This window comes from Rathayibacter sp. VKM Ac-2835, assembly GCF_013266705.1.
GTDB lineage: Bacteria > Actinomycetota > Actinomycetes > Actinomycetales > Microbacteriaceae > Rathayibacter.
In genome coordinates this window covers 86,658-103,136 of the sequence record NZ_JABSNQ010000004.1, presented here as the reverse complement: position 1 = coordinate 103,136, position 16,479 = coordinate 86,658, and the positions used below count along the sequence as shown (strand labels likewise).

The following is a 16,479-nucleotide window of genomic DNA, read 5'->3' as shown; positions in this document are numbered from 1 at the left end:
GACGGCGTGCAGACGAACTCGCTCAGGACCGCAGCGGTGATCGCGGGTGCCGTCACTCTCCTCGCTCTCGTCGCCGGCCTCGCTCTCGACGGGTTCGATGTCAGGTGCAACGAGTCCGCACCGCCGCAGTGCACGGGGTTCCACGTCGTGTGGCCGGCTCTTCTCCCCGTCGCCCTGGCGACCCTCCTTCTCGTGTTCGTCACGATGCGACTGAGCGCACATTCGGGTTCTCGGTGGGCGTGGATCCTGACAGCCGCGGCTCTCGTGGGCTCCATCACGAGCTGGGTGCTGGCGCTGAGGACCGCTCTGGTCATCGGTTGAGGCCGGATCGCGCTCCCCTCAGCGAGCGGCGTGGCCGCGCGCCGGAGACAACGACTGCTCCGCCTGCGGGAGTGGCAGCCAGGGCTCACTCGCGATCCGCGCCTGCTTCTCGCGGCATCGCGAGCCAGAGGATGTTCAGCCAGATGATGCTCATCCGGTCTGGCCGTGCGTCGTGGTCGCTTGCTCGCTGGTCGTCGTGATGACGGCGACTCCTGCTTCTTTCGCTTCGTAGGCGACAGCGGGTGGGACGTCCGGGAGGGTGACGATGGTGTCGAGGTCGCGGAAGGTTCCGAAGCGGTGGGCGGCGGTGCGGGTGAATTTCTCCGGTGTGGAGACGAGGACGACGCGGCGAGAGGATTCGATGGCCGCTCTCTTGACCTCGGCGTCGCCCCATCTAGCGACGGTGAGGCCGGTGTCGGGGTCGGCGGCGCAGGCACCGAGGATCGCGAAGTCGAAGCGCATCGCTCGGATCGCTTCCGCGGCGCCGGCGCCGGTGAAGGCGAGGTCGTCGTGCCCGACGGGTCCACCCGGGACGATGACCTCGTTGCCGGGGGTTCTCGCGAGTGCGGCTGCGGCGTAGAGGGAGAGCGCGAACGCGGTGATGCCGAGGCCGGCGAGTTCTTCGGCGACGGCCAATGCTGTGGTGCCGTTGTCGATGAGGACGCTGTCACCGGGCGCGATCATGGCGGCGGCCGTCCGCGCGAGCTCGGTCTTCTCGGTCGCGTCCTCGCTGCGCCGGATCGCGAACGGATACTCCGATCCGCGGCTGGTGACGGGCGCTGCTCCGCCCCGGACGCGCCGGAGCGCGCCCTGCTCGGCCAGCTCGGTCAGATCCCGGCGGATGCTGATCGCGGAGGCGCCGGTGAGGGTGACGAGCTCGCCCACTGACCGCTCTCCGGAGTCGACCGCACGAATGATCACTCTCTGACGTTCTGATCGTTGCACGTGATCATTCTAGTTCGTACGGTGCATCCCATGACGAGGACAAGCAGGGCCGGGCTCGCAGCTCCGGCGGGTGTGGGCATCATGTTCGCGAGCAACGGGGCGCTGTTCGCGGCGCTCCTTCCCTGGTATCCGCTGCTCACGCAGCGGCTGGGGCTGAGCGCAGCGGAGTTCGGGATCGTGGTCGCGTCGTTCGCGGTAGGTGCGATCGCGTCCTCCGCGCTGCCTGCCCCGCTGATCGCGCGTTTCGGTGCGACGTCGGTGGTCGTCGCGGGGGCGGTGCTGGTCGGTCTGGCGGTCGCGGGTGCCGCGTGGGCGACGTCGGGGTGGATGCTGGCCGTCGCGATCTTCCTGATCGGGTTCTTCGACGCGATCGTGGACGTCGCGCAGAACCTCGCCGGCATCCGCGTGCAGGAGCTCGCGGGCCGCTCGATCCTCTCCTCCCTGCACGCCCTGTGGAGCCTGGGCGGTGTCGCCAGCGGTGCGATCGCCACCCTCGCTGCGGCGAGCGGAATGGACGTGCGGCTCTTCCTCGCTGCGGCCGCCGTCGCGGGCGTCGTCCTGGTGATCGTCGGTGATCGGTTCGTGGGTCACGCGGCTGACGCTCCTGCCGCGGACTCCGCGGGGAGCGGGCGTGGAGGGGGAGCGCGGAATGTCGTGTTCCTGGCGGCTCTGCCGCTGATCGCGATCGCGATCGGCGGGACGATGCTCGAGGACGTCGCGAACAACTGGGCGGCGATGTCGGCAGTGCAGATCGGGAGGATGCCGGTCGCCCTCGCCGGGCTCGCGTTCACCGTCACGATCGGCAGTCAGTGCATCGGCCGCTTCTCCGGCGACCTCCTCATCGGCCGCTTCGGCCGCGCCGCGGTCGCCCGCGTGGGCGGCTTCCTCATCGCCACCGGCACGCTGCTCGTCGTCACCACCCACGAGCAGGTCGTCACGCTGCTGCTGGGCCTCGCCCTCGCCGGCTACGGATCCGCGACCCTCGTGCCCAGCGCGATGACCGCCGCCGCCGCGCTCCCAGGCGTCAGCGCCGGAGCCGGCGTCACCCTCGTCAGCTGGCTGATGCGCCTCGGCTTCCTCGTCACCAGCCCCGTCATCGGCGCCCTCACCGACGCGACGAGTCTGCGCTGGGGACTGTGCGTGCTCGTCGTCGTCGGCGTCACCGTCTCCCTCCTCGCCCAGAACCTCGCCGCCGCCCCGGCGCCCGTCCGCTCCCCGCGCCCCCTGGAGAACCACCGTGACCGTTGACGCCTCCCGCCACTCGCTGACCGCCTGGCGCAACGCGGTCATGGTCATGTTCGCCCTGGGAGGCGTGACCGTCTCCACCTGGGGACCTCGCCTGCCCAGCATCCGCGACTCCCTCGGCATCGGCGACGCCGTGATCGGCGTCGCCCTCGCCGGAGTCACCGTCGGCTCGATCACCGGGCTCAGCGTCTCCGCGCTGCTGCTCGCCCGCTTCGGACCCGTCCGCGCGATCCTCGGCGCGCTCCTCGTCATCGCCGCCGGCATCGCCGTCGTCGGCCTCGGCGCCGGCGTCGCCCAGTCGCTGCCCGCCACGATCGCCGGGTTCATCGCGGTCGGAGCGGGCGTCGGCTCGCTCGACGTGATAATCAACGTCCAGGGTGCCGCCGTCGAAACGGCGATCAAGAAGACCCTGATGCCCCTGCTGCACGCGGCCTGGTCCGCCGGCGCCATCCTCGGCTCCGTCATCGGCGCCGCCGCCTCCGCTCTCGGGGTGCGCTTCGAATGGCAGTTCTGCGCGGAAGCGGTGCTCATCGCCGCCGCCGGCCTCCTCTCCGTCCGCTACCTCCCCAAGGACGCGGCGGTCGGCCCGGCCGACATCGAGGCCCATGCGCCTGGCTGGCGCCAGCGCCTGCGCACCCTGGCCGATTGGCGGCTGCTGCTGATCGGCGTCGTCATGCTCGGCGCCGAGCTCGGAGAGGGCACCGCGAACAGCTGGCTGTCCCTCTCCGCCCGCGACGGCCACGGCCGGACCGAGACCGTCGCCGCGCTCTTCTTCACCCTCTTCGCCGTCGGGGAGACCATCGCCCGCGTCGTCGGCGGACCGGTCGTCGACCGGATCGGCCGAGTGCGTACGATCCGCATCACCACCTCCGTGGGAGTGCTCGGTCTGGTCCTGTTCATCCTCGGCGGACCCACCTGGCTGATCCTGATCGGCACGGTCTTGTGGGCGGTCGGCGTGTCGATGGGGTTCCCGCTGGGCATGTCCGCCGCGGCCGACAGCGGCCCGAACCCCGCCGCTCGCGTCAGCGTCGTCGCCTCTGTCGGCTACCTCGCCAACCTCGCCGGCCCACCTGTCATCGGCGCTCTCTCCGAGACCTTCGGACTGCTCAACGCCTTCTGGCTCGTCGTCGCTCTCCTCGCTGCAGCGTTCCTCGCTGCCGGCGCCTACGCGCCCCGCCGCACGATCACCCCGACCGACTGACCACCCGAAGGGCCGACCGCCATGCCTCGACCTCTCCGCCCGACCACCGACGACGCCCGACGACTCGGCGCACACCTCCGCGGCGCCCGCGTCGAACGCGGCATCCGCCAAGAAGACCTCGCCCGCTGCGCCGACATCGGCACCGCCACCCTCCGCCGCATCGAGACCGGCGGCCAGGACAACCCCAGCCTCTTCGTCATCGTCCGACTCCTCGATCAGCTCGATCTCCCCATGGCCACCCTCGACACGATCCTCCGCCACAGCAGCAGGACCGAGCACGAGGCGTACGAGAGCATCCCCGAGGGAGCCGGCCGGCTCGGGCCGTCCTCGAGTACGTCCGAGCCGTCCCGGTCCGATCAGGGGCAGCGATAGCCCTGGATCAGCTCGGTGGACGACTCCGTAGGGATGCACGGACGACTCGTGGAGCTCGACCACCTTCGCGGCACCAGATCCGGCCGAGCTCGGCGTGATGTCGGTGCGACCGCCGGCGCTGAACGAGATGGCGGCCGTGACGTCGATGGACGTCACTCCACCTGTACGTCCCTGCGTCGTGCGCGTCAGCGAAGCACTGGCGCTGCCCGCACCACGACTGCCGCAACCGTCATCAGATCGTCGGCGTCAGCGCCGGCGTTCCGGCCAGGCCTCCCATGCTCGGCTCCAGGGTGCGGACAGCTGCTGCCCGTCGTGGCTGGTCACCTGATGCACGCCCTCGTCATTGGTGTAGCCGCTCGACAGGCCGAGCTCACCGCCGCCTCCGATGCGGTAGCCGACGGTGACGCCGTCGTCGTAGGCGGTGATGCTCTCCTCGTACCGGCCTGCGACGACGTCGAGGACGGTGCGCTCGAGGTCGCCGGCGAGGGCGGTCCAGTCGTCGTCGCAGGCGTCGCATCCGCAGACGGGGTACTCGAACCGGTGCAGTGCGCCGGCGTGGAGGAGGACGCCGGGGAAGACGGTGGAGACGATGGTCAGCGGTGCGGCATCGGCCGACCGAGGGGTCAGGCGGACGGCGCGGGCGGCCCAGGAGATCTCGGCTTCGTCTCGGGAGGCGAGGGCCGGATCGTCCTCGATCGTGACGTCGTAGGTGCGCGCGAGGTGCTCGATCAAGGCGTCCGCGATCGTGTGGAGGGGCTGGAATCGCTCGGTGTTGCTGGTGACGGAGTAGCTCTCGTCCGGAGGTGATCCTCCTTCCCAGCGGTCGCCGTAGGGGATGGGCCGGCCGTTCTCGTCGGTGAAGACGCGGTCCTCGACAGCGGGTCGGGCGTAGTCCGTCATGGGGGAGAGAGTACGACCCGATCCGTCTCGCCGTGCGACCCGCTTCGTCCCGTCAGGGATGGGCGGCTCCTGTCGGGAGCCGCACTCGTCTTCCCTCTCGCAAGGCAGCCGATCGAGACGGGTGCGCTGCCGCTCTGCGACGGCAGAGGGCACGTCCTGCACTTCGGACCCGTCGACAGCGAGCAGTGCTCCGCGAGCAAGGGCTACTGAGACCCGCATGCTCAGCCGAAGGACTCCGACGACGGCCGCCGACACCCTCGCGACCCTCCTCGCACTCATCGGCGTGTTCAGCGGGCTGACCAGCACGGTCCTCGCCGCCGTCGGTACCGTGACGAGTCGGCTGTTCCTCGTCGGCTGCGCGGGCACCTTCCGCAGCGTTCTCCTCGAGGTGAACGACCCGCCGGTCGACTGCCTCGTGGGGCCTGAATGGTCGTTCATCTGGTGGTTCGCCCTCGTCGGCGTCGGTGCGCTTCTGACCTTCTCCGCCCTCGTCATCGGCTCCTACCGCCCTCGGTGGGCTGTGCCGGTCTGCGGCGTGCTGGCCGTCATCACCTCCGTGAGCGCCGTGCTGACCTTTCCGGGGAGCGGCGGGTAGCGCCTACCCGAGCAGGGACAGCGCCGACAGGCCGATGAACGGAACCATCACCAGGAAGCAGATGGCGGCGTAGTGCCGGAACCCGGAGAAGGAGCCCCGGCCACCGACGAGACGGCTGAGGACCCCCGTGACCAGGGGCGGGAGCAGGAACAACAGCAGCCACGGCGCCAGAACCGCAGCACTCGGCGCTGTCCACCCGGGGTGATCGTCGCGATCCAGAGGCGGGAGCCGCGTGAGGAAGAACGCCGCGGTGAGAAGGGTCGCCGGAATGACGGACAGGCAGGTGAGAGTGACGGCCGTGAACCGTGCACCGTCGTCACGGGCGTACCGAGCCCGATCCGGATCGACAGGTGCGTCCACGTCGGCCTCGTCGTCCCAGCCTGGACTTCTGAACCGGATCCGTCCCATGAGGTGATCATGCCCCTCTTGATCGCGGTCGTCGCTCTCAGCCCCTGCGGGGATCGCAGACCGGTCTCCTCACCAGCGGAGGAGATCTCTCTCGCATCCCGACCCTTTCGCTGTGGTGCCAGACTGAGGCCGACTCGGGAGGGAACCAGTGGTCACCGACGCAGCCCTCCGTCAGGCGTTGAGTCCTGTCTTCGGAAAGATGCTGACCGAGCGCGAATGCGCCTCGTTGCGCGTCTCCTTCACTCGCCTCTTCATCGACGGGTCGGAGCGTCCTCTTCATGCGGACGAACGCCTGGACGACGGCGATGTCCGCGTCCACTGGCAGATCCTCGGCGAGAGCGGATCGGCACGCGCTCTGCAGCCCGGTACCGACCTCGCCGACTTCGCACTCGCGGTGCAGAGCGACCTGCAGGACTTCATCGCGGAGAGCTCGTTCGGATGGGGCCTGCTGCGCGGTCCTCGGTCCTCACTCTGACGATCGGCGTCCGAACGGCCGCCCGCATCGCACACGCAGATTGTCGACCGAACGCCGACGAGGTATGCGCTACTCAGCCGGCCGACTTCGGCGGCCCGCCCAGAGGGTGACGAGCCAGGCCGCCGAGCCCAGAACCGGCAGCAGCACGACGACGACGGTCCAGCCGACCCGAGCAGCATCCGTGAGGGTCTTCGTTCTGATCAGGGTCACGATCGAGACGATGAGCAGAGCGACGCTGAGGATCGGGAAGACGGCCCAGACGACGTCGTAGTGAGCGGGAACGAGGATCACCGCGTCGTCAGTCAGAGCGTTCTGCTCCGCTGGTGAACCGAGGCGATAGTGCTCGGCCGTTCACGCGATCGGCCTCGACGCCATCGGCACACCATTGAGGCCAGACGCCGTGGTCATCACCATCCGGCGTGCGCGGATGCGACATCTGCCAGGGCTATGCCTGGGGAGGCTGGTCCGCTCGGCCGCGGGCGTCGCGCCTCTCGCGTCGGAGCTGCCGACCGCCGCCTGCGATCAGCGCGAGGGCGAGAGCGAGACTGCCGAGTCGCGCCGGCCAGGGCATGTCCGGGAACAGCGTCATCGGCAGGGCGGCGACGAAAGTCGCCCCCACGAAGTACCAGACCGCGAGCGGCGCGGTGGAATTCTCGTTCACGGCCATGGATCCACGGTAGCGGCGATGCGCGACATGAGCCTTCCACTCACGACCCGGATCCATCGAGCCGCGGCGTCTCGAACGGGCGGTGGTCGTCGCGCTCCTCTCCACCGCCGCCAGCGGGCGGACGATCGCGCCAGCCGCCCGTCCGGCGAGAGCGGGAGGGCGACGAGCGCGATCGCCCGGCCCCCGCCCCTCCTCGCTCAGGCCGCGCGCCGCAGCCCCGCGAGCGCGCGCCCGTGCTCGGTCGCGCGGCTCTCGGCGAGCCGCCTCAGGTCGTCGGCGATCTCGGTGAACCGGTCGAGCGCCGGATTCACGCCGACGAGCGTGAACTCGCGGGTCACGACCTCGAGGTCGAGCTGCCAGACGTCCTCGAGGATGCGCCGCATCCACGCGGTCGCGTGGTCCCAGCCCTCCCGCGGGGTGCCGGCGGCGTAGTTTCCGCCCTGCACCGTCACGAGGACGGCGGAGATGCCGCGCGTCACCGGCTCCGCACCGGGCGCCATTCTCGGGTCCGTCACCACGAGATCGACGTAGGACTTGAAGTGCTGCGAGACCCCGAAGTTGTAGAGCGGCACGGCGAACAGCAGCGCGTCGGCACCGGCGAGCTCGTCGGTCAGCTCGGCGGCCAGCGCGACGGCGGACCGCTGGCCGGGCGTGCGCTCGGACTCGGGCGTCATCGACGCCGTCACGGCGTCGGACCAGGCGGTGGCCGGCATCGGCTCGACGCCGATGTGCCGCCGGACGACGGCGGAGTCGGGGTGGGCGGCGCTCCACTCGGCCTCGACGAGGTCGCCCAGGGCGCGGCTCGTGGAGCCTTCGGTGCGGATGCTGGCATCCAGGCGGAAGAGGGTCATGGCGCTCCTTCGATCGGTCCGACCGCTGCGGCCGGGCTATGGTTACGATCGGTAACTCTGCTCGCCGGGTCTTCGTTACCGCAAACGAGCTCCCGTTACCCGGCGGTAACCGGAGGAGGACGGATGCCCCGGCACGAGACCGATGTCGCGCTGCACGAGCGGCTCAGCGCGTCGATGCCGACGATGGCCGAGCTCTGTACGAGCGACGACCCGGACCTGTTCCGGTCGCTCCTCTCCCGCATCGGCGACAAGTGGACACTGCTGGTGATCGGGGTCCTCGGGGACGAGCGGCGGAGGTTCACCGAGCTCTCGCAGATCATCCCCGGCATCTCGCGTCGCATGCTCACGGTGACCCTGCGCGCGCTCGAGCGGGACGGCCTCGTCGCCCGGACCGTCCACGCCGAGGTCCCGCCCCGGGTGGAGTACGAGCTCACCGCTCTCGGCGAGTCGCTGAAGACCGTGGCGCTCACCCTCGGGGACTGGGTCGGCGAGCACCAGCGCACCATCCTCGGCAACCGGCGCGCCTTCGACGCCGCCGCGCGCGGGGGAGCGGACTCCGACGCCGGATAGAGATCGCCGCTGTCGGTCCCGGGTGTGGTGGAGTGGAGCGCACCCCCGTCCCGACCCCGAGGAGCCACCATGCATGTCGTCGTCATCGGCGGGAGCGGCCACATCGGCTCCTTCCTCGTCCCGCGGCTCGTCCGCGCCGGGCACGAGGTCACGAACATCACCCGCGGCACCAGCACCCCCTACACCGCCGGCCCCGAGTGGGAGCAGGTGCGGAGCGTCGTCGCCGATCGGCAGCAGGAGGACGAGGACGGCGTCTTCGCCGCGCGGGTCCGCGATCTGCGTCCGGACGTGGTGATCGATCTGGTCTGCTTCACCCTCGACTCGGCGCGGGCGCTCGTCGAGGGCCTCCGCGGGCACGTCGGCCACCTGATCAGCTGCGGTTCGGTCTGGCGCTACGGACCCACCCTGAAGCTCCCGATCCGCGAGGGCGAGGGGACGCCCGCCATCGACGAGTACGGCAGGCAGAAGGAGGCGATCGCCCTCCTCCTCCAGGCCGAGACCGCGGCGGGCGGCCTGCGCACCACGTCGCTGCATCCGGGTCACATCAGCGGGCCCGGCTGGGCGCCGATCGGGCCGCTGGGCAACCTCGACCCCTCCGTCTGGGACACCCTGGCCACCGGCGGCACGCTGCGCATCCCGGGCTCGGGTGCGGAGTCCCTGCACCACGTGCACGCCGACGACGTCGCCCAGGCGTTCGAGCTGGCGGTGGCCCGGCCCGAGGCGGCCGCGGGGGAGGACTTCCACATCGTCGCCCCCTCGGCGCTGACCGTCCGCGGATTCGCGCAGATCGCCGCGGGCTGGTTCGGTCAGGAGGCGACGCTGGAGAGCATCGGCTGGGAGGAGTTCCGCCGGAGCGCGGGCGAGGACCTCGCCGGCGCGAGCTGGGGCCACCTGCACCGCAGCCAGTACTTCTCGATCGAGAAGGCGACGACGCTCCTCGGCTACGCACCGCGGTACGAGCCGGAGGCCGCCGTCCTCGAGGCCCTGGAGAGCCTCGTCGAGCGGGGCGAGCTGACCCTCCCGGTCGCGCTCCCGCCGCGAGCGCACTAGACCGAGCGTCTGGCGACTCCGACGGAACCTCGGGAGGTGGCCGCGCAGCCGACGGTCGCGCTTCGGGGAACGGACGTCGGAGTGGCGATGGGGCACGCCGAGGACTGCGTCCTCGTCGAGCGCGAGGCGGACGCCGTCACCCACGTCGTCGTGGCGCCGGTGCTGCTCCAGCCGGGCGAGCTCGGCTGCACCGCCGACACGGCTCTGAGCCCGTCCGAGTCGCTGCGCCCCCCGCACTGACCCGGCGTCGAGACGTCGAGCGCTGCGCGACAGGAAGCGGCGTCAGTGCGACACGCGGCGACCGGCCCGCCGGTTCTCGACCGCGAGGATCACGGCGGCGAGGAGCGCGCCGAGGACGGCGCCGATGGTGTTCATGAACCAGTCGTTCGTGTCGCAGGAGCGGCCGATCGCCGGGACGCTCGCCTGGACCAGCTCGATCACGGCGGACAGGCCGGAGACGGCGGCGGCGACGAGCACGGAGCGGCCGACCGCGACCGCGAGCAGCAGGGCCCCGGGGAGCAGGAGCGCGATGTTCGCGAGGGTGTCGATGCCGTCGAACGGCACCGAGAACTGCACGGTGCAGAAGACCGGCGGCGTGCCGTCCGGCGGGTACATCGTCAGCGCGATGCCCGCGAGGAAGGCCAGTGCGGCGAGGACGAGGAGGGTCCTCCTCGCGCCGCGCCGGTGCAGCAGCCAGGCGAGCGCCGTGACCAGCGCGACCGCGGTCCAGAAGCCGATCGGCACGAGCGCGGCGTGCTCGACGAGGAAGGTGCTGATCATGGCGCTCTGCTCTCGGGTGGCGGGGTAGCGGGATCGGAATCAGCGGGCGCAGGGACGGATGCGCGATCACCGACGGCGTCGACGCAGGGTGGAGCAGTCCGCGCAGCCCGCATCGAGCGCTCGGCGGAGGTCGTCCCCGGTGGTCGTCCCCGGAGGTCAGCTGCGGAGCGGAGAGCCCACGACGTCGAAGCGGTGGCCGCCGAAGGCGCCGCTGAGCAGCGGACGCGCCCGCGCGATCGCGGCCTGGACCTGAGGGAGGGCCAGGGAAGCCCGGTGCGCCTCGGCGCTCTCCCACAGCTCGACGACGAAGACGGTGTCGGGCTGCTCATCGTCGACTCCGACCTCGTAGGCCAGGCAGCCGGCGTCGACGAGGGCGTCGTTGTGCTCGGTGAGGAGGGCGACGAGCTCGTCGCGTCTGCCGGGTGCGGCCCTCAGGGTGCCGACGTTCGCGAAGGTCATGCCGCGAGGCTACCGGTGCCGGTGCCGCCTCCGCTCCTCGCCTCGATCCTCGGCGCCGGCGCTCGGCGGCCGAGGCCGGCGGCCGCCGTCGCGACCGCGGCGACGGCGAAGGCGACCGTGGCGCCCGGCCCGTCGAGAAGCGCTCCGAGGCCCACGGCGCCCATGGCCTGGCCCGCGATGAGCACCACGAAGAGCAGGGCCGTGCCGGTCGCCGCGCGGTCCGGGTCGAGCGCGGCGGTCCAGGCGATGAGCGCTCCGGTGCCGGCGGTGTAGCCCCAGCCGAAGAGGAGGCACGCCAGGAGGGCGAGCGGCGAGGCGGCCGTGAGCGCCAGGCCGAGTGTCCCTGCGGCGGCCGTCGCCGTGGTGATCGTCCAGGCCGTGCGCGGCGGCAGGGCGCTGGTCCAGCGGGCGGTGGCGACCGCGACGGTGCCGCCGATTCCGAGGACGATCCACGCGACGACCGACTCCGCGGTGCTGCTCCCGCCCTCGACCAGCAGGGTCCTGCCGAAGTTCCAGACTCCGGCGGATCCGGCGCCCAGCAGCGCCGCCGCCAGGATCGCCCCGCGATGCGCGCGCAGCCAGGCCGTGGAGAGCGCGGTCGGGGTCTCGCGGCGCGGGGTGGCGCCGTCGAGCACGGCGACCGCGAGGGCGGCCGCGACCACGACGACCGCCGCGACGACCCACACCGTGCGCCAGCCCGGGAGCAGCGTCAGGGCGAGGGCACCCGCTCCGACCAGTCCGGGGCCCGTCCCGGAGTTCACGATCGTCTGCGCCCGCGCCTGCAGTCCCGGGCCGACGCCCCGTCGGAGCACGTCGACCAGTGCGGGGGAGGCGAGTCCCGCGCCGACGGAGCTCACGACGGCGGCGATCGCGAAGGGGACGAACTCGTGGCTGAGCGCCATCCCGAGCGCGCCGACGCCCGCCGTCGCACCGGCGGCCAGCACGAGGACGCGGGCCGCGCGGGAGGCGAGCAGGAAGCCCGCGACCGCGCCGAGGCAGTAGGCGAGGGAGGCGCCGGCCGAGACACCGCCCGCCGTGGCCGCGTCGAAGCCCAGCTCGGCGCGCATCTCCGGCAGCAGGAGACCGTAGGCGAAGCGCACGAGACCGTAGGTCGCCGCGATGAGCCCGGTGGCGGCGACGACGAGGGGGACCGGCGGGGAGAACGAAAACGTGCGTTTCATATCGAGAGTCTAGGCTGGGGCCATGTCCACGCCGCTCCGAGCCGCCTCGATCAGGCCCCGCACCGAGGCCAAGCTGCTCGACGCGGCCGATGAGCTCTTCTTCAGCCGCGGGATCGCCGCGACTCCGATCGACGCGGTGCTGGCACTGGCCGGCGTCTCGGCCGCCACCCTGTACCGGGGCTACTCCAGCAAGGAGGCGCTGGTCGCCGCTGCCCTCGACCGTCGGCAGGCGGCCTGGCTCGAGGCCTGGGAGGCCGAGATCGCGCGGGCGGACTCGGACCGGGAGCGCCTGCTGGCCGTGCTCCCCGCGCTCGAGCGCTTCCGGGAGCGACCGCACGGCGCCCGCTGGTGCGCGTTCCTGGCGTCGTCGGCCGAGTACCTCGACCCGCCGGCCGAGCTCGCCGACGCGGTCCGCGCCGACACGGAGTCCCTGCGCGGACGGCTGACCGAGCTCGCCGAGCCGCTGGTGGGGGAGGAGGCGCCGCGGCTCGCGGAGGAGCTCCTGCTCGTCGTGACCGGCGAGCTCGCCATGCGTCTTCGCGGCGGTCCGCCGGGCGGGACGAGCGCGGCCGGGCGCGTGGCGGACGCGGTGGTGAGCACGTACCTGCGGGAGCAGGGCGTCCGGGCGGGGCGACAGCCCGTACCGCCGTCCCACTAGGACGCGGGACCGCTTCCGGGACTGCTCAGCTTCCGGGCTGCGTCGCGTTCCCCGCTCGCCCCGCGCCCCACGCCGCTCCGAGCGCGAACAGCCTGGTAGGGACGCGCCGCTGCGGTCGGGGTCGTCGGCTGTCCGGTGACCTCGCGGTCGTCGGACCTGGTGCAGGCACGGCGTCCCGCGGCACTCTGGACCCATGACCTCGCCGATGATCGATCCCTCCGTCCCTCCGAGCGGCCCCGGCTGCGTCGAGTGCGAGCAGTCGGGCTCGTGGTGGCTGCATCTGCGCCGCTGCGCGCGCTGCGGCCACATCGGCTGCTGCGACGACTCGCTCGACAGGCACGGGACCGCGCACTGGCGGGCGACGGGCCACACGGTGATGCAGAGCTTCGAGCCCGGCGAGGACTGGTTCTGGGACTTCGGCACCGACGACTGCACCGACGGTCCGCCCCTCGCGGACCCGCAGAGCCACCCGGCGGATCAGACGACGCCCGGACCGGCGGACCGCGTGCCCCGCGACTGGCAGGCCCTCCTCACCGAGCGCTGAGCCGCGCCGCGCGGCGTCGGGCCGGGCTGCGGGGCGCGGGCGCGACCCGCTGAGCCGCGCCGCGCGGCGTCGGGCCGGGCTGCGGGGCGCGGGCGCGACGCCGGGACCGCGCGTCGGCCGGTCCGGCGCCGGCGCGATCACGAGGCCCGCCGCCCCTCGACGCCGCCGCGGAACCGCACCAGCTTCAGGCAGAGGTGCAGCGCTGGAGGCCGTCGTCGAGGGCGGCCCGCACCGCCGGCGGCAGGTTCTCCAGCCGGTAGTAGAGCGTGGTGCGATGGATGTGCAGGATCGCGCACGCCTCAGGCCGCATGCAGACCGGTCCGGTCGATGACGACCTTCCGTCCGGCGACGGTGGAGGGACGGCGGCGCCGGAGCGGGCCCGGGGGAGTCCCGCGCGGCGACCGGGACCGGGCGGAGCATGACGCCCCGCCCGGATCAGCGGATCAGGCGTCCAGCGACCACCGCGGGCGGACCCAGTGGCAGGTGTAGCCGCCGGGGTGCTTGCGCAGGTAGTCCTGGTGCTCCTCCTCGGCGTCCCAGAACTCGCCGGCGGGCTCGACCTCGGTCACGACCGGTCCGGGCCAGCGGCCGGACGCGTCGATCTCGGCGATCGTCTCGCGCGCGACCCGCTCCTGCTCGGGGGAGAGGAAGAGGATCACGGAGCGGTAGGCGGTGCCGATGTCGTTGCCCTGGCGGTTCTTCGTCGTGGGGTCGTGCACCTGGAAGAAGAACTCCAGCAGATCGCGGTAGGAGGTCTGCTCGGGATCGAACTCGATCTCGACGGCCTCCGCGTGGTCGCCGTGGTGGCGGTAGGTGGCGTTCGGGGTGCTGCCGCCGGCGTAGCCGGCCCGGGTGCCGAAGACACCGGGCATGTCGCGGAGGAGCTCCTGGAGCCCCCAGAAGCAGCCGCCCGCGAGGATCGCGCGCTCCTCGGCCATCAGACGCCGACCTTCGTGGCGTGGCCGGAACGCGTCTCGTGCAGGGAATCAGTCATGGGATCAGTCCATCACGGACGACGACGTCCGAGCCCGCGTCGGAGGACTCTCCGAGCAGAGCGCAGCTGCCGGCCCGGCCCTCTGCGACGGAGGCCTCCGCCGGTCGGGCGGCGGGACCCTGCGAGGCGAAGTGGTCGACCGCGGCGGTCGGTCGGGGGCGGCCCGAGGCGACGGCTCCGTGATCGCGCTCTCCGCTCGAGCGTCGACCGGCAGGAGGACGGCGCCGGGTCACGACCGGTACGGCTCGGTCGCGCCGGATCGCGGGGGATCGAGCGGGATCGAGCGGGGGAGCGCGTGACGCGGAGATGCACCCCGGATCGACCGGGGTGCATCCGAGCGCCGGGGTGAGGCCGGCGATGTCGTCCTTCGGATCTATTTCTTGATGAACGCGAGCAGGTCGGGGTTGATGACGTCGGCGTGGGTCGTCAGCATGCCGTGCGGGTAGCCCTCGTAGATCTTCAGGGTGGAGTTCTGCAGCAGCTCGTGCTGCTTGAGCGCGGCGTCCCGGTAGGGCACGACCTGATCGTCGTCCCCCTGCAGGACGAGCACCGGGACGGTGATCGCCCGGAGGTCCTCGGTCTGGTCGGTCTCGGAGAACGCCACGATGCCCTCGTAGTGCGCGAGCGCACTGCCGGTCATGCCCTGGCGCCACCAGTTGTCGATCACCGGCTGCGAGACGGTCGCGCCGGGACGGTTGAAGCCGTAGAACGGGCCTGAGGCGACGGCCTGGAAGAACTCGGCCCGGTTGGCCGCGAGCGCCTCGCGGAAGCCGTCGAAGACGGAGATCGGCGTTCCGTCGGGGTTCGCCTCCGTCTGGACCATCAGCGGGGGGACGGCCGAGACGAGGACCGCCTTGGCGACGCGTCCCTGCGGCTGGCCGTGCTTCGCGACGTAGCGGGCGACCTGGCCGCCGCCCGTGGAGTGGCCGATGTGCACCGCGTCGCGCAGGTCGAGGTGCTCGACCACCGCGCTGACGTCGCTGGCGTAGTGGTCCATGTCGTGACCGGTGCCGACCTGGGTCGAGCGTCCGTGGCCGCGGCGGTCGCTCGCGATCACCCGGTAGCCGTGGGCGTGGAAGAACAGCATCTGCGCGTCCCAGTCGTCCGAGGAGAGCGGCCAGCCGTGGTGGAAGACGAGGGGCTGCGCGTCGGTGCTGCCCCAGTCCTTGTAGTAGATCTCCACACCATCGTCCGTGGTCACAAACGGCATGATTCACCCTCCTGGTCAGGCCGTTCGCGGGCTCATCCCGGATCGGCTCCGAAGTGTTCCGCTGTCCCGGGAGGGGCGGCGGAGTGGCTTCACGATAACGGCGGCGGTCCGCTCCGCAGAGGGCGGGCGGGGATCTTCCTACTTCTGTCGAGATCGTTCTCCGTCGGGATCGTTCACCGGGAGCTGGAGGACCCCGTCGAGCACCCGCGGCGACTGCCGGGCTGGATATCCGATAATGCACATTATGTCAGTACGGTGAGCGCAAGTCGGTGGGGAGCGCAAGATGCACGAACGGGCTCCCCTGCGACGAGTCGGCGACCGAGACGCTCTCGACGGAGTGGATGCCTCCTGCCGGGCCGTTCCTGCGTGCAGACGCGCGAACACGACGCCCCCATCGGCGCCGGAGAAGCGTCGCGCTCCTCGATGAGCGGCAGGACATAAGCTCGCACACATGGCAGCCGGCGCAGTGATGTACAACTTCGCGATACAGCTGGCTGATGTGGGCCGCGGCGTCTACGAGGACATCACGCTGCGGGCCGCTCGGCACCCTTCCGAGACCGACGCTTACATGATGACGCGCGTGCTCGCGTACTGCCTCGAATACGTGGAGGGGATCACCTTCAGCGAGGGGATCTCGTCGACGGCGAACGAGCCGGCGGTGCTGGTCCGCGATCTCACCGGCAGGCTCACCACGTGGATCGAGGTGGGCGCGCCGGATGCCGAGCGACTGCACTTCGGGAGCAGGCTGGCCGACCGCACGACGGTCTACACGCATCGCAACCCGGAGAAGGTGATCGCGGCGTGGTCCGGCAAGCGAGTCCACCAGCTCGAGCAGATCACCGTGCAGAGCTTCGACCACGGGTTCCTGGATGCCGCGGTCGCGGTACTCGAGCGCCGCAACACGCTGACCGTGTCGGTCGTCGAGGGGCAGCTGTATCTCGAGTTCAACGGCGTGACGATGAGCAGCGACATCCACGTGCATCAGCTGGGCTGAGCCGGCGCGCGGGACGGGCTCCGTCGTCGACCACTGAGCGGTGCACCGTGTGCGGCGTC

Annotated in this window: 24 protein-coding genes; 12 read left to right on the top strand and 12 right to left on the bottom strand. The window is 71.8% G+C overall.

Going from position 1 to position 16,479, the window contains the following annotated elements; genetic code table 11:
• Positions 1-6: 6 nt before the first annotated feature.
• A complete protein-coding gene (locus HRK28_RS16970; protein WP_173252490.1) occupies positions 7-321 on the top strand; it encodes a hypothetical protein in 315 nt (104 codons plus the stop codon).
• 150 nt (positions 322-471) lie between these two features.
• On the opposite strand, the gene HRK28_RS16965 is transcribed toward HRK28_RS16970, so the two are convergent.
• The gene (locus tag HRK28_RS16965) at positions 472-1,242 is read right to left on the bottom strand and encodes a DeoR/GlpR family DNA-binding transcription regulator (protein WP_367948479.1); all 771 of its coding nucleotides are present in this window, start codon (positions 1,240-1,242) and stop codon (positions 472-474) included.
• A gap of 54 nt (positions 1,243-1,296) precedes the next feature.
• Between HRK28_RS16965 and HRK28_RS16960 the strand changes: the two genes are divergently transcribed.
• The 3 genes from HRK28_RS16960 to HRK28_RS16950 are packed head-to-tail and all read left to right on the top strand — an operon-like array spanning position 1,297 to position 4,084.
• Positions 1,297-2,514, top strand: a complete 1,218-nt coding sequence (locus HRK28_RS16960) for an MFS transporter (protein ID WP_173252488.1) — start codon at positions 1,297-1,299, stop codon at positions 2,512-2,514.
• Positions 2,504-3,712 (top strand): MFS transporter, encoded by a 1,209-nt coding sequence (locus tag HRK28_RS16955; protein WP_367948464.1) that lies wholly within the window; start codon positions 2,504-2,506, stop codon positions 3,710-3,712. Before HRK28_RS16960 ends, HRK28_RS16955 begins: the two co-directional genes overlap by 11 nt.
• Before the next feature lie 21 nt (positions 3,713-3,733).
• Positions 3,734-4,084 (top strand): helix-turn-helix domain-containing protein, encoded by a 351-nt coding sequence (locus tag HRK28_RS16950; RefSeq protein ID WP_173252487.1) that lies wholly within the window; start codon positions 3,734-3,736, stop codon positions 4,082-4,084.
• Positions 4,085-4,330: 246 nt separating this feature from the next.
• Here the strand turns inward: HRK28_RS16950 and HRK28_RS16945 are convergent, their stop codons facing one another.
• The gene (locus HRK28_RS16945; RefSeq protein ID WP_173252486.1) at positions 4,331-4,984 is read right to left on the bottom strand and encodes a DUF6226 family protein; all 654 of its coding nucleotides are present in this window, start codon (positions 4,982-4,984) and stop codon (positions 4,331-4,333) included.
• A 217-nt stretch (positions 4,985-5,201) separates the two neighbouring features.
• On the opposite strand from HRK28_RS16945, the gene HRK28_RS16940 reads away from it, so the two are divergent.
• A complete protein-coding gene (locus tag HRK28_RS16940; RefSeq protein WP_173252485.1) occupies positions 5,202-5,579 on the top strand; it encodes a hypothetical protein in 378 nt (125 codons plus the stop codon).
• Between the two features lie 3 nt (positions 5,580-5,582).
• On the opposite strand, the gene HRK28_RS16935 is transcribed toward HRK28_RS16940, so the two are convergent.
• Positions 5,583-5,939, bottom strand: a complete 357-nt coding sequence (locus HRK28_RS16935) for a hypothetical protein (RefSeq protein ID WP_173252484.1) — start codon at positions 5,937-5,939, stop codon at positions 5,583-5,585.
• 196 nt (positions 5,940-6,135) lie between these two features.
• Here HRK28_RS16935 and HRK28_RS16930 point away from each other — a divergent pair, with 196 nt between their 5' ends.
• Positions 6,136-6,462 (top strand): hypothetical protein, encoded by a 327-nt coding sequence (locus tag HRK28_RS16930; RefSeq protein WP_173252483.1) that lies wholly within the window; start codon positions 6,136-6,138, stop codon positions 6,460-6,462.
• Between the two features lie 69 nt (positions 6,463-6,531).
• Here HRK28_RS16930 and HRK28_RS20290 read toward each other — a convergent pair whose 3' ends face one another.
• The 3 genes from HRK28_RS20290 to HRK28_RS16915 all read right to left on the bottom strand — a co-directional run bounded on the left by HRK28_RS20290 (position 6,532) and on the right by HRK28_RS16915 (position 7,980).
• Positions 6,532-6,753: a PLDc N-terminal domain-containing protein gene (locus HRK28_RS20290; protein ID WP_173252482.1), complete on the bottom strand. Its 222-nt coding sequence runs from the start codon at positions 6,751-6,753 to the stop codon at positions 6,532-6,534.
• Between the two features lie 154 nt (positions 6,754-6,907).
• Positions 6,908-7,129 (bottom strand): hypothetical protein, encoded by a 222-nt coding sequence (locus tag HRK28_RS16920; protein WP_173252481.1) that lies wholly within the window; start codon positions 7,127-7,129, stop codon positions 6,908-6,910.
• Positions 7,130-7,326: 197 nt separating this feature from the next.
• Positions 7,327-7,980, bottom strand: a complete 654-nt coding sequence (locus HRK28_RS16915; RefSeq protein WP_173252480.1) for an FMN-dependent NADH-azoreductase — start codon at positions 7,978-7,980, stop codon at positions 7,327-7,329.
• A 183-nt stretch (positions 7,981-8,163) separates the two neighbouring features.
• On the opposite strand from HRK28_RS16915, the gene HRK28_RS16910 reads away from it, so the two are divergent.
• From HRK28_RS16910 to HRK28_RS16900, 3 genes are all read left to right on the top strand, one after another.
• Positions 8,164-8,550, top strand: a complete 387-nt coding sequence (locus HRK28_RS16910) for a helix-turn-helix domain-containing protein (protein WP_244231843.1) — start codon at positions 8,164-8,166, stop codon at positions 8,548-8,550.
• A gap of 69 nt (positions 8,551-8,619) precedes the next feature.
• A complete protein-coding gene (locus HRK28_RS16905; protein ID WP_160089477.1) occupies positions 8,620-9,600 on the top strand; it encodes an NAD(P)-dependent oxidoreductase in 981 nt (326 codons plus the stop codon).
• A gap of 87 nt (positions 9,601-9,687) precedes the next feature.
• Positions 9,688-9,840 carry a hypothetical protein gene (locus HRK28_RS16900; protein ID WP_217274876.1) on the top strand — a complete coding sequence of 51 codons (153 nt, stop codon included), beginning with the start codon at positions 9,688-9,690 and terminating at the stop codon, positions 9,838-9,840.
• A gap of 42 nt (positions 9,841-9,882) precedes the next feature.
• Here the strand turns inward: HRK28_RS16900 and HRK28_RS16895 are convergent, their stop codons facing one another.
• The 3 genes from HRK28_RS16895 to HRK28_RS16885 form a co-directional block, all read right to left on the bottom strand.
• A complete protein-coding gene (locus tag HRK28_RS16895; RefSeq protein ID WP_173252478.1) occupies positions 9,883-10,380 on the bottom strand; it encodes a VanZ family protein in 498 nt (165 codons plus the stop codon).
• A 156-nt stretch (positions 10,381-10,536) separates the two neighbouring features.
• Complete coding sequence (locus HRK28_RS16890) at positions 10,537-10,839, bottom strand: putative quinol monooxygenase (RefSeq protein WP_173252477.1); 303 nt, start codon at positions 10,837-10,839, stop codon at positions 10,537-10,539.
• A complete protein-coding gene (locus HRK28_RS16885; protein WP_217274875.1) occupies positions 10,836-12,020 on the bottom strand; it encodes an MFS transporter in 1,185 nt (394 codons plus the stop codon). Before HRK28_RS16885 ends, HRK28_RS16890 begins: the two co-directional genes overlap by 4 nt.
• Before the next feature lie 22 nt (positions 12,021-12,042).
• Between HRK28_RS16885 and HRK28_RS16880 the strand changes: the two genes are divergently transcribed.
• A complete protein-coding gene (locus tag HRK28_RS16880) occupies positions 12,043-12,678 on the top strand; it encodes a TetR/AcrR family transcriptional regulator (protein WP_173252476.1) in 636 nt (211 codons plus the stop codon).
• Positions 12,679-12,871: 193 nt separating this feature from the next.
• Positions 12,872-13,222, top strand: a complete 351-nt coding sequence (locus HRK28_RS16875; protein ID WP_173252475.1) for a UBP-type zinc finger domain-containing protein — start codon at positions 12,872-12,874, stop codon at positions 13,220-13,222.
• A 184-nt stretch (positions 13,223-13,406) separates the two neighbouring features.
• Here the strand turns inward: HRK28_RS16875 and HRK28_RS16870 are convergent, their stop codons facing one another.
• The 3 genes from HRK28_RS16870 to HRK28_RS16860 form a co-directional block, all read right to left on the bottom strand.
• Positions 13,407-13,532 carry a helix-turn-helix domain-containing protein gene (locus tag HRK28_RS16870; protein WP_244231612.1) on the bottom strand — a complete coding sequence of 42 codons (126 nt, stop codon included), beginning with the start codon at positions 13,530-13,532 and terminating at the stop codon, positions 13,407-13,409.
• Positions 13,533-13,665: 133 nt separating this feature from the next.
• The gene (gene msrA, locus HRK28_RS16865) at positions 13,666-14,160 is read right to left on the bottom strand and encodes a peptide-methionine (S)-S-oxide reductase MsrA (protein WP_173252474.1); all 495 of its coding nucleotides are present in this window, start codon (positions 14,158-14,160) and stop codon (positions 13,666-13,668) included.
• 429 nt (positions 14,161-14,589) lie between these two features.
• The gene (locus HRK28_RS16860) at positions 14,590-15,426 is read right to left on the bottom strand and encodes an alpha/beta fold hydrolase (RefSeq protein ID WP_173252473.1); all 837 of its coding nucleotides are present in this window, start codon (positions 15,424-15,426) and stop codon (positions 14,590-14,592) included.
• Positions 15,427-15,877: 451 nt separating this feature from the next.
• Between HRK28_RS16860 and HRK28_RS16855 the strand changes: the two genes are divergently transcribed.
• On the top strand, positions 15,878-16,420 hold the full coding sequence (locus HRK28_RS16855; protein WP_173252472.1) for a YaeQ family protein: 543 nt from the start codon (positions 15,878-15,880) through the stop codon (positions 16,418-16,420).
• The last annotated feature ends 59 nt before the right edge of the window (positions 16,421-16,479 follow it).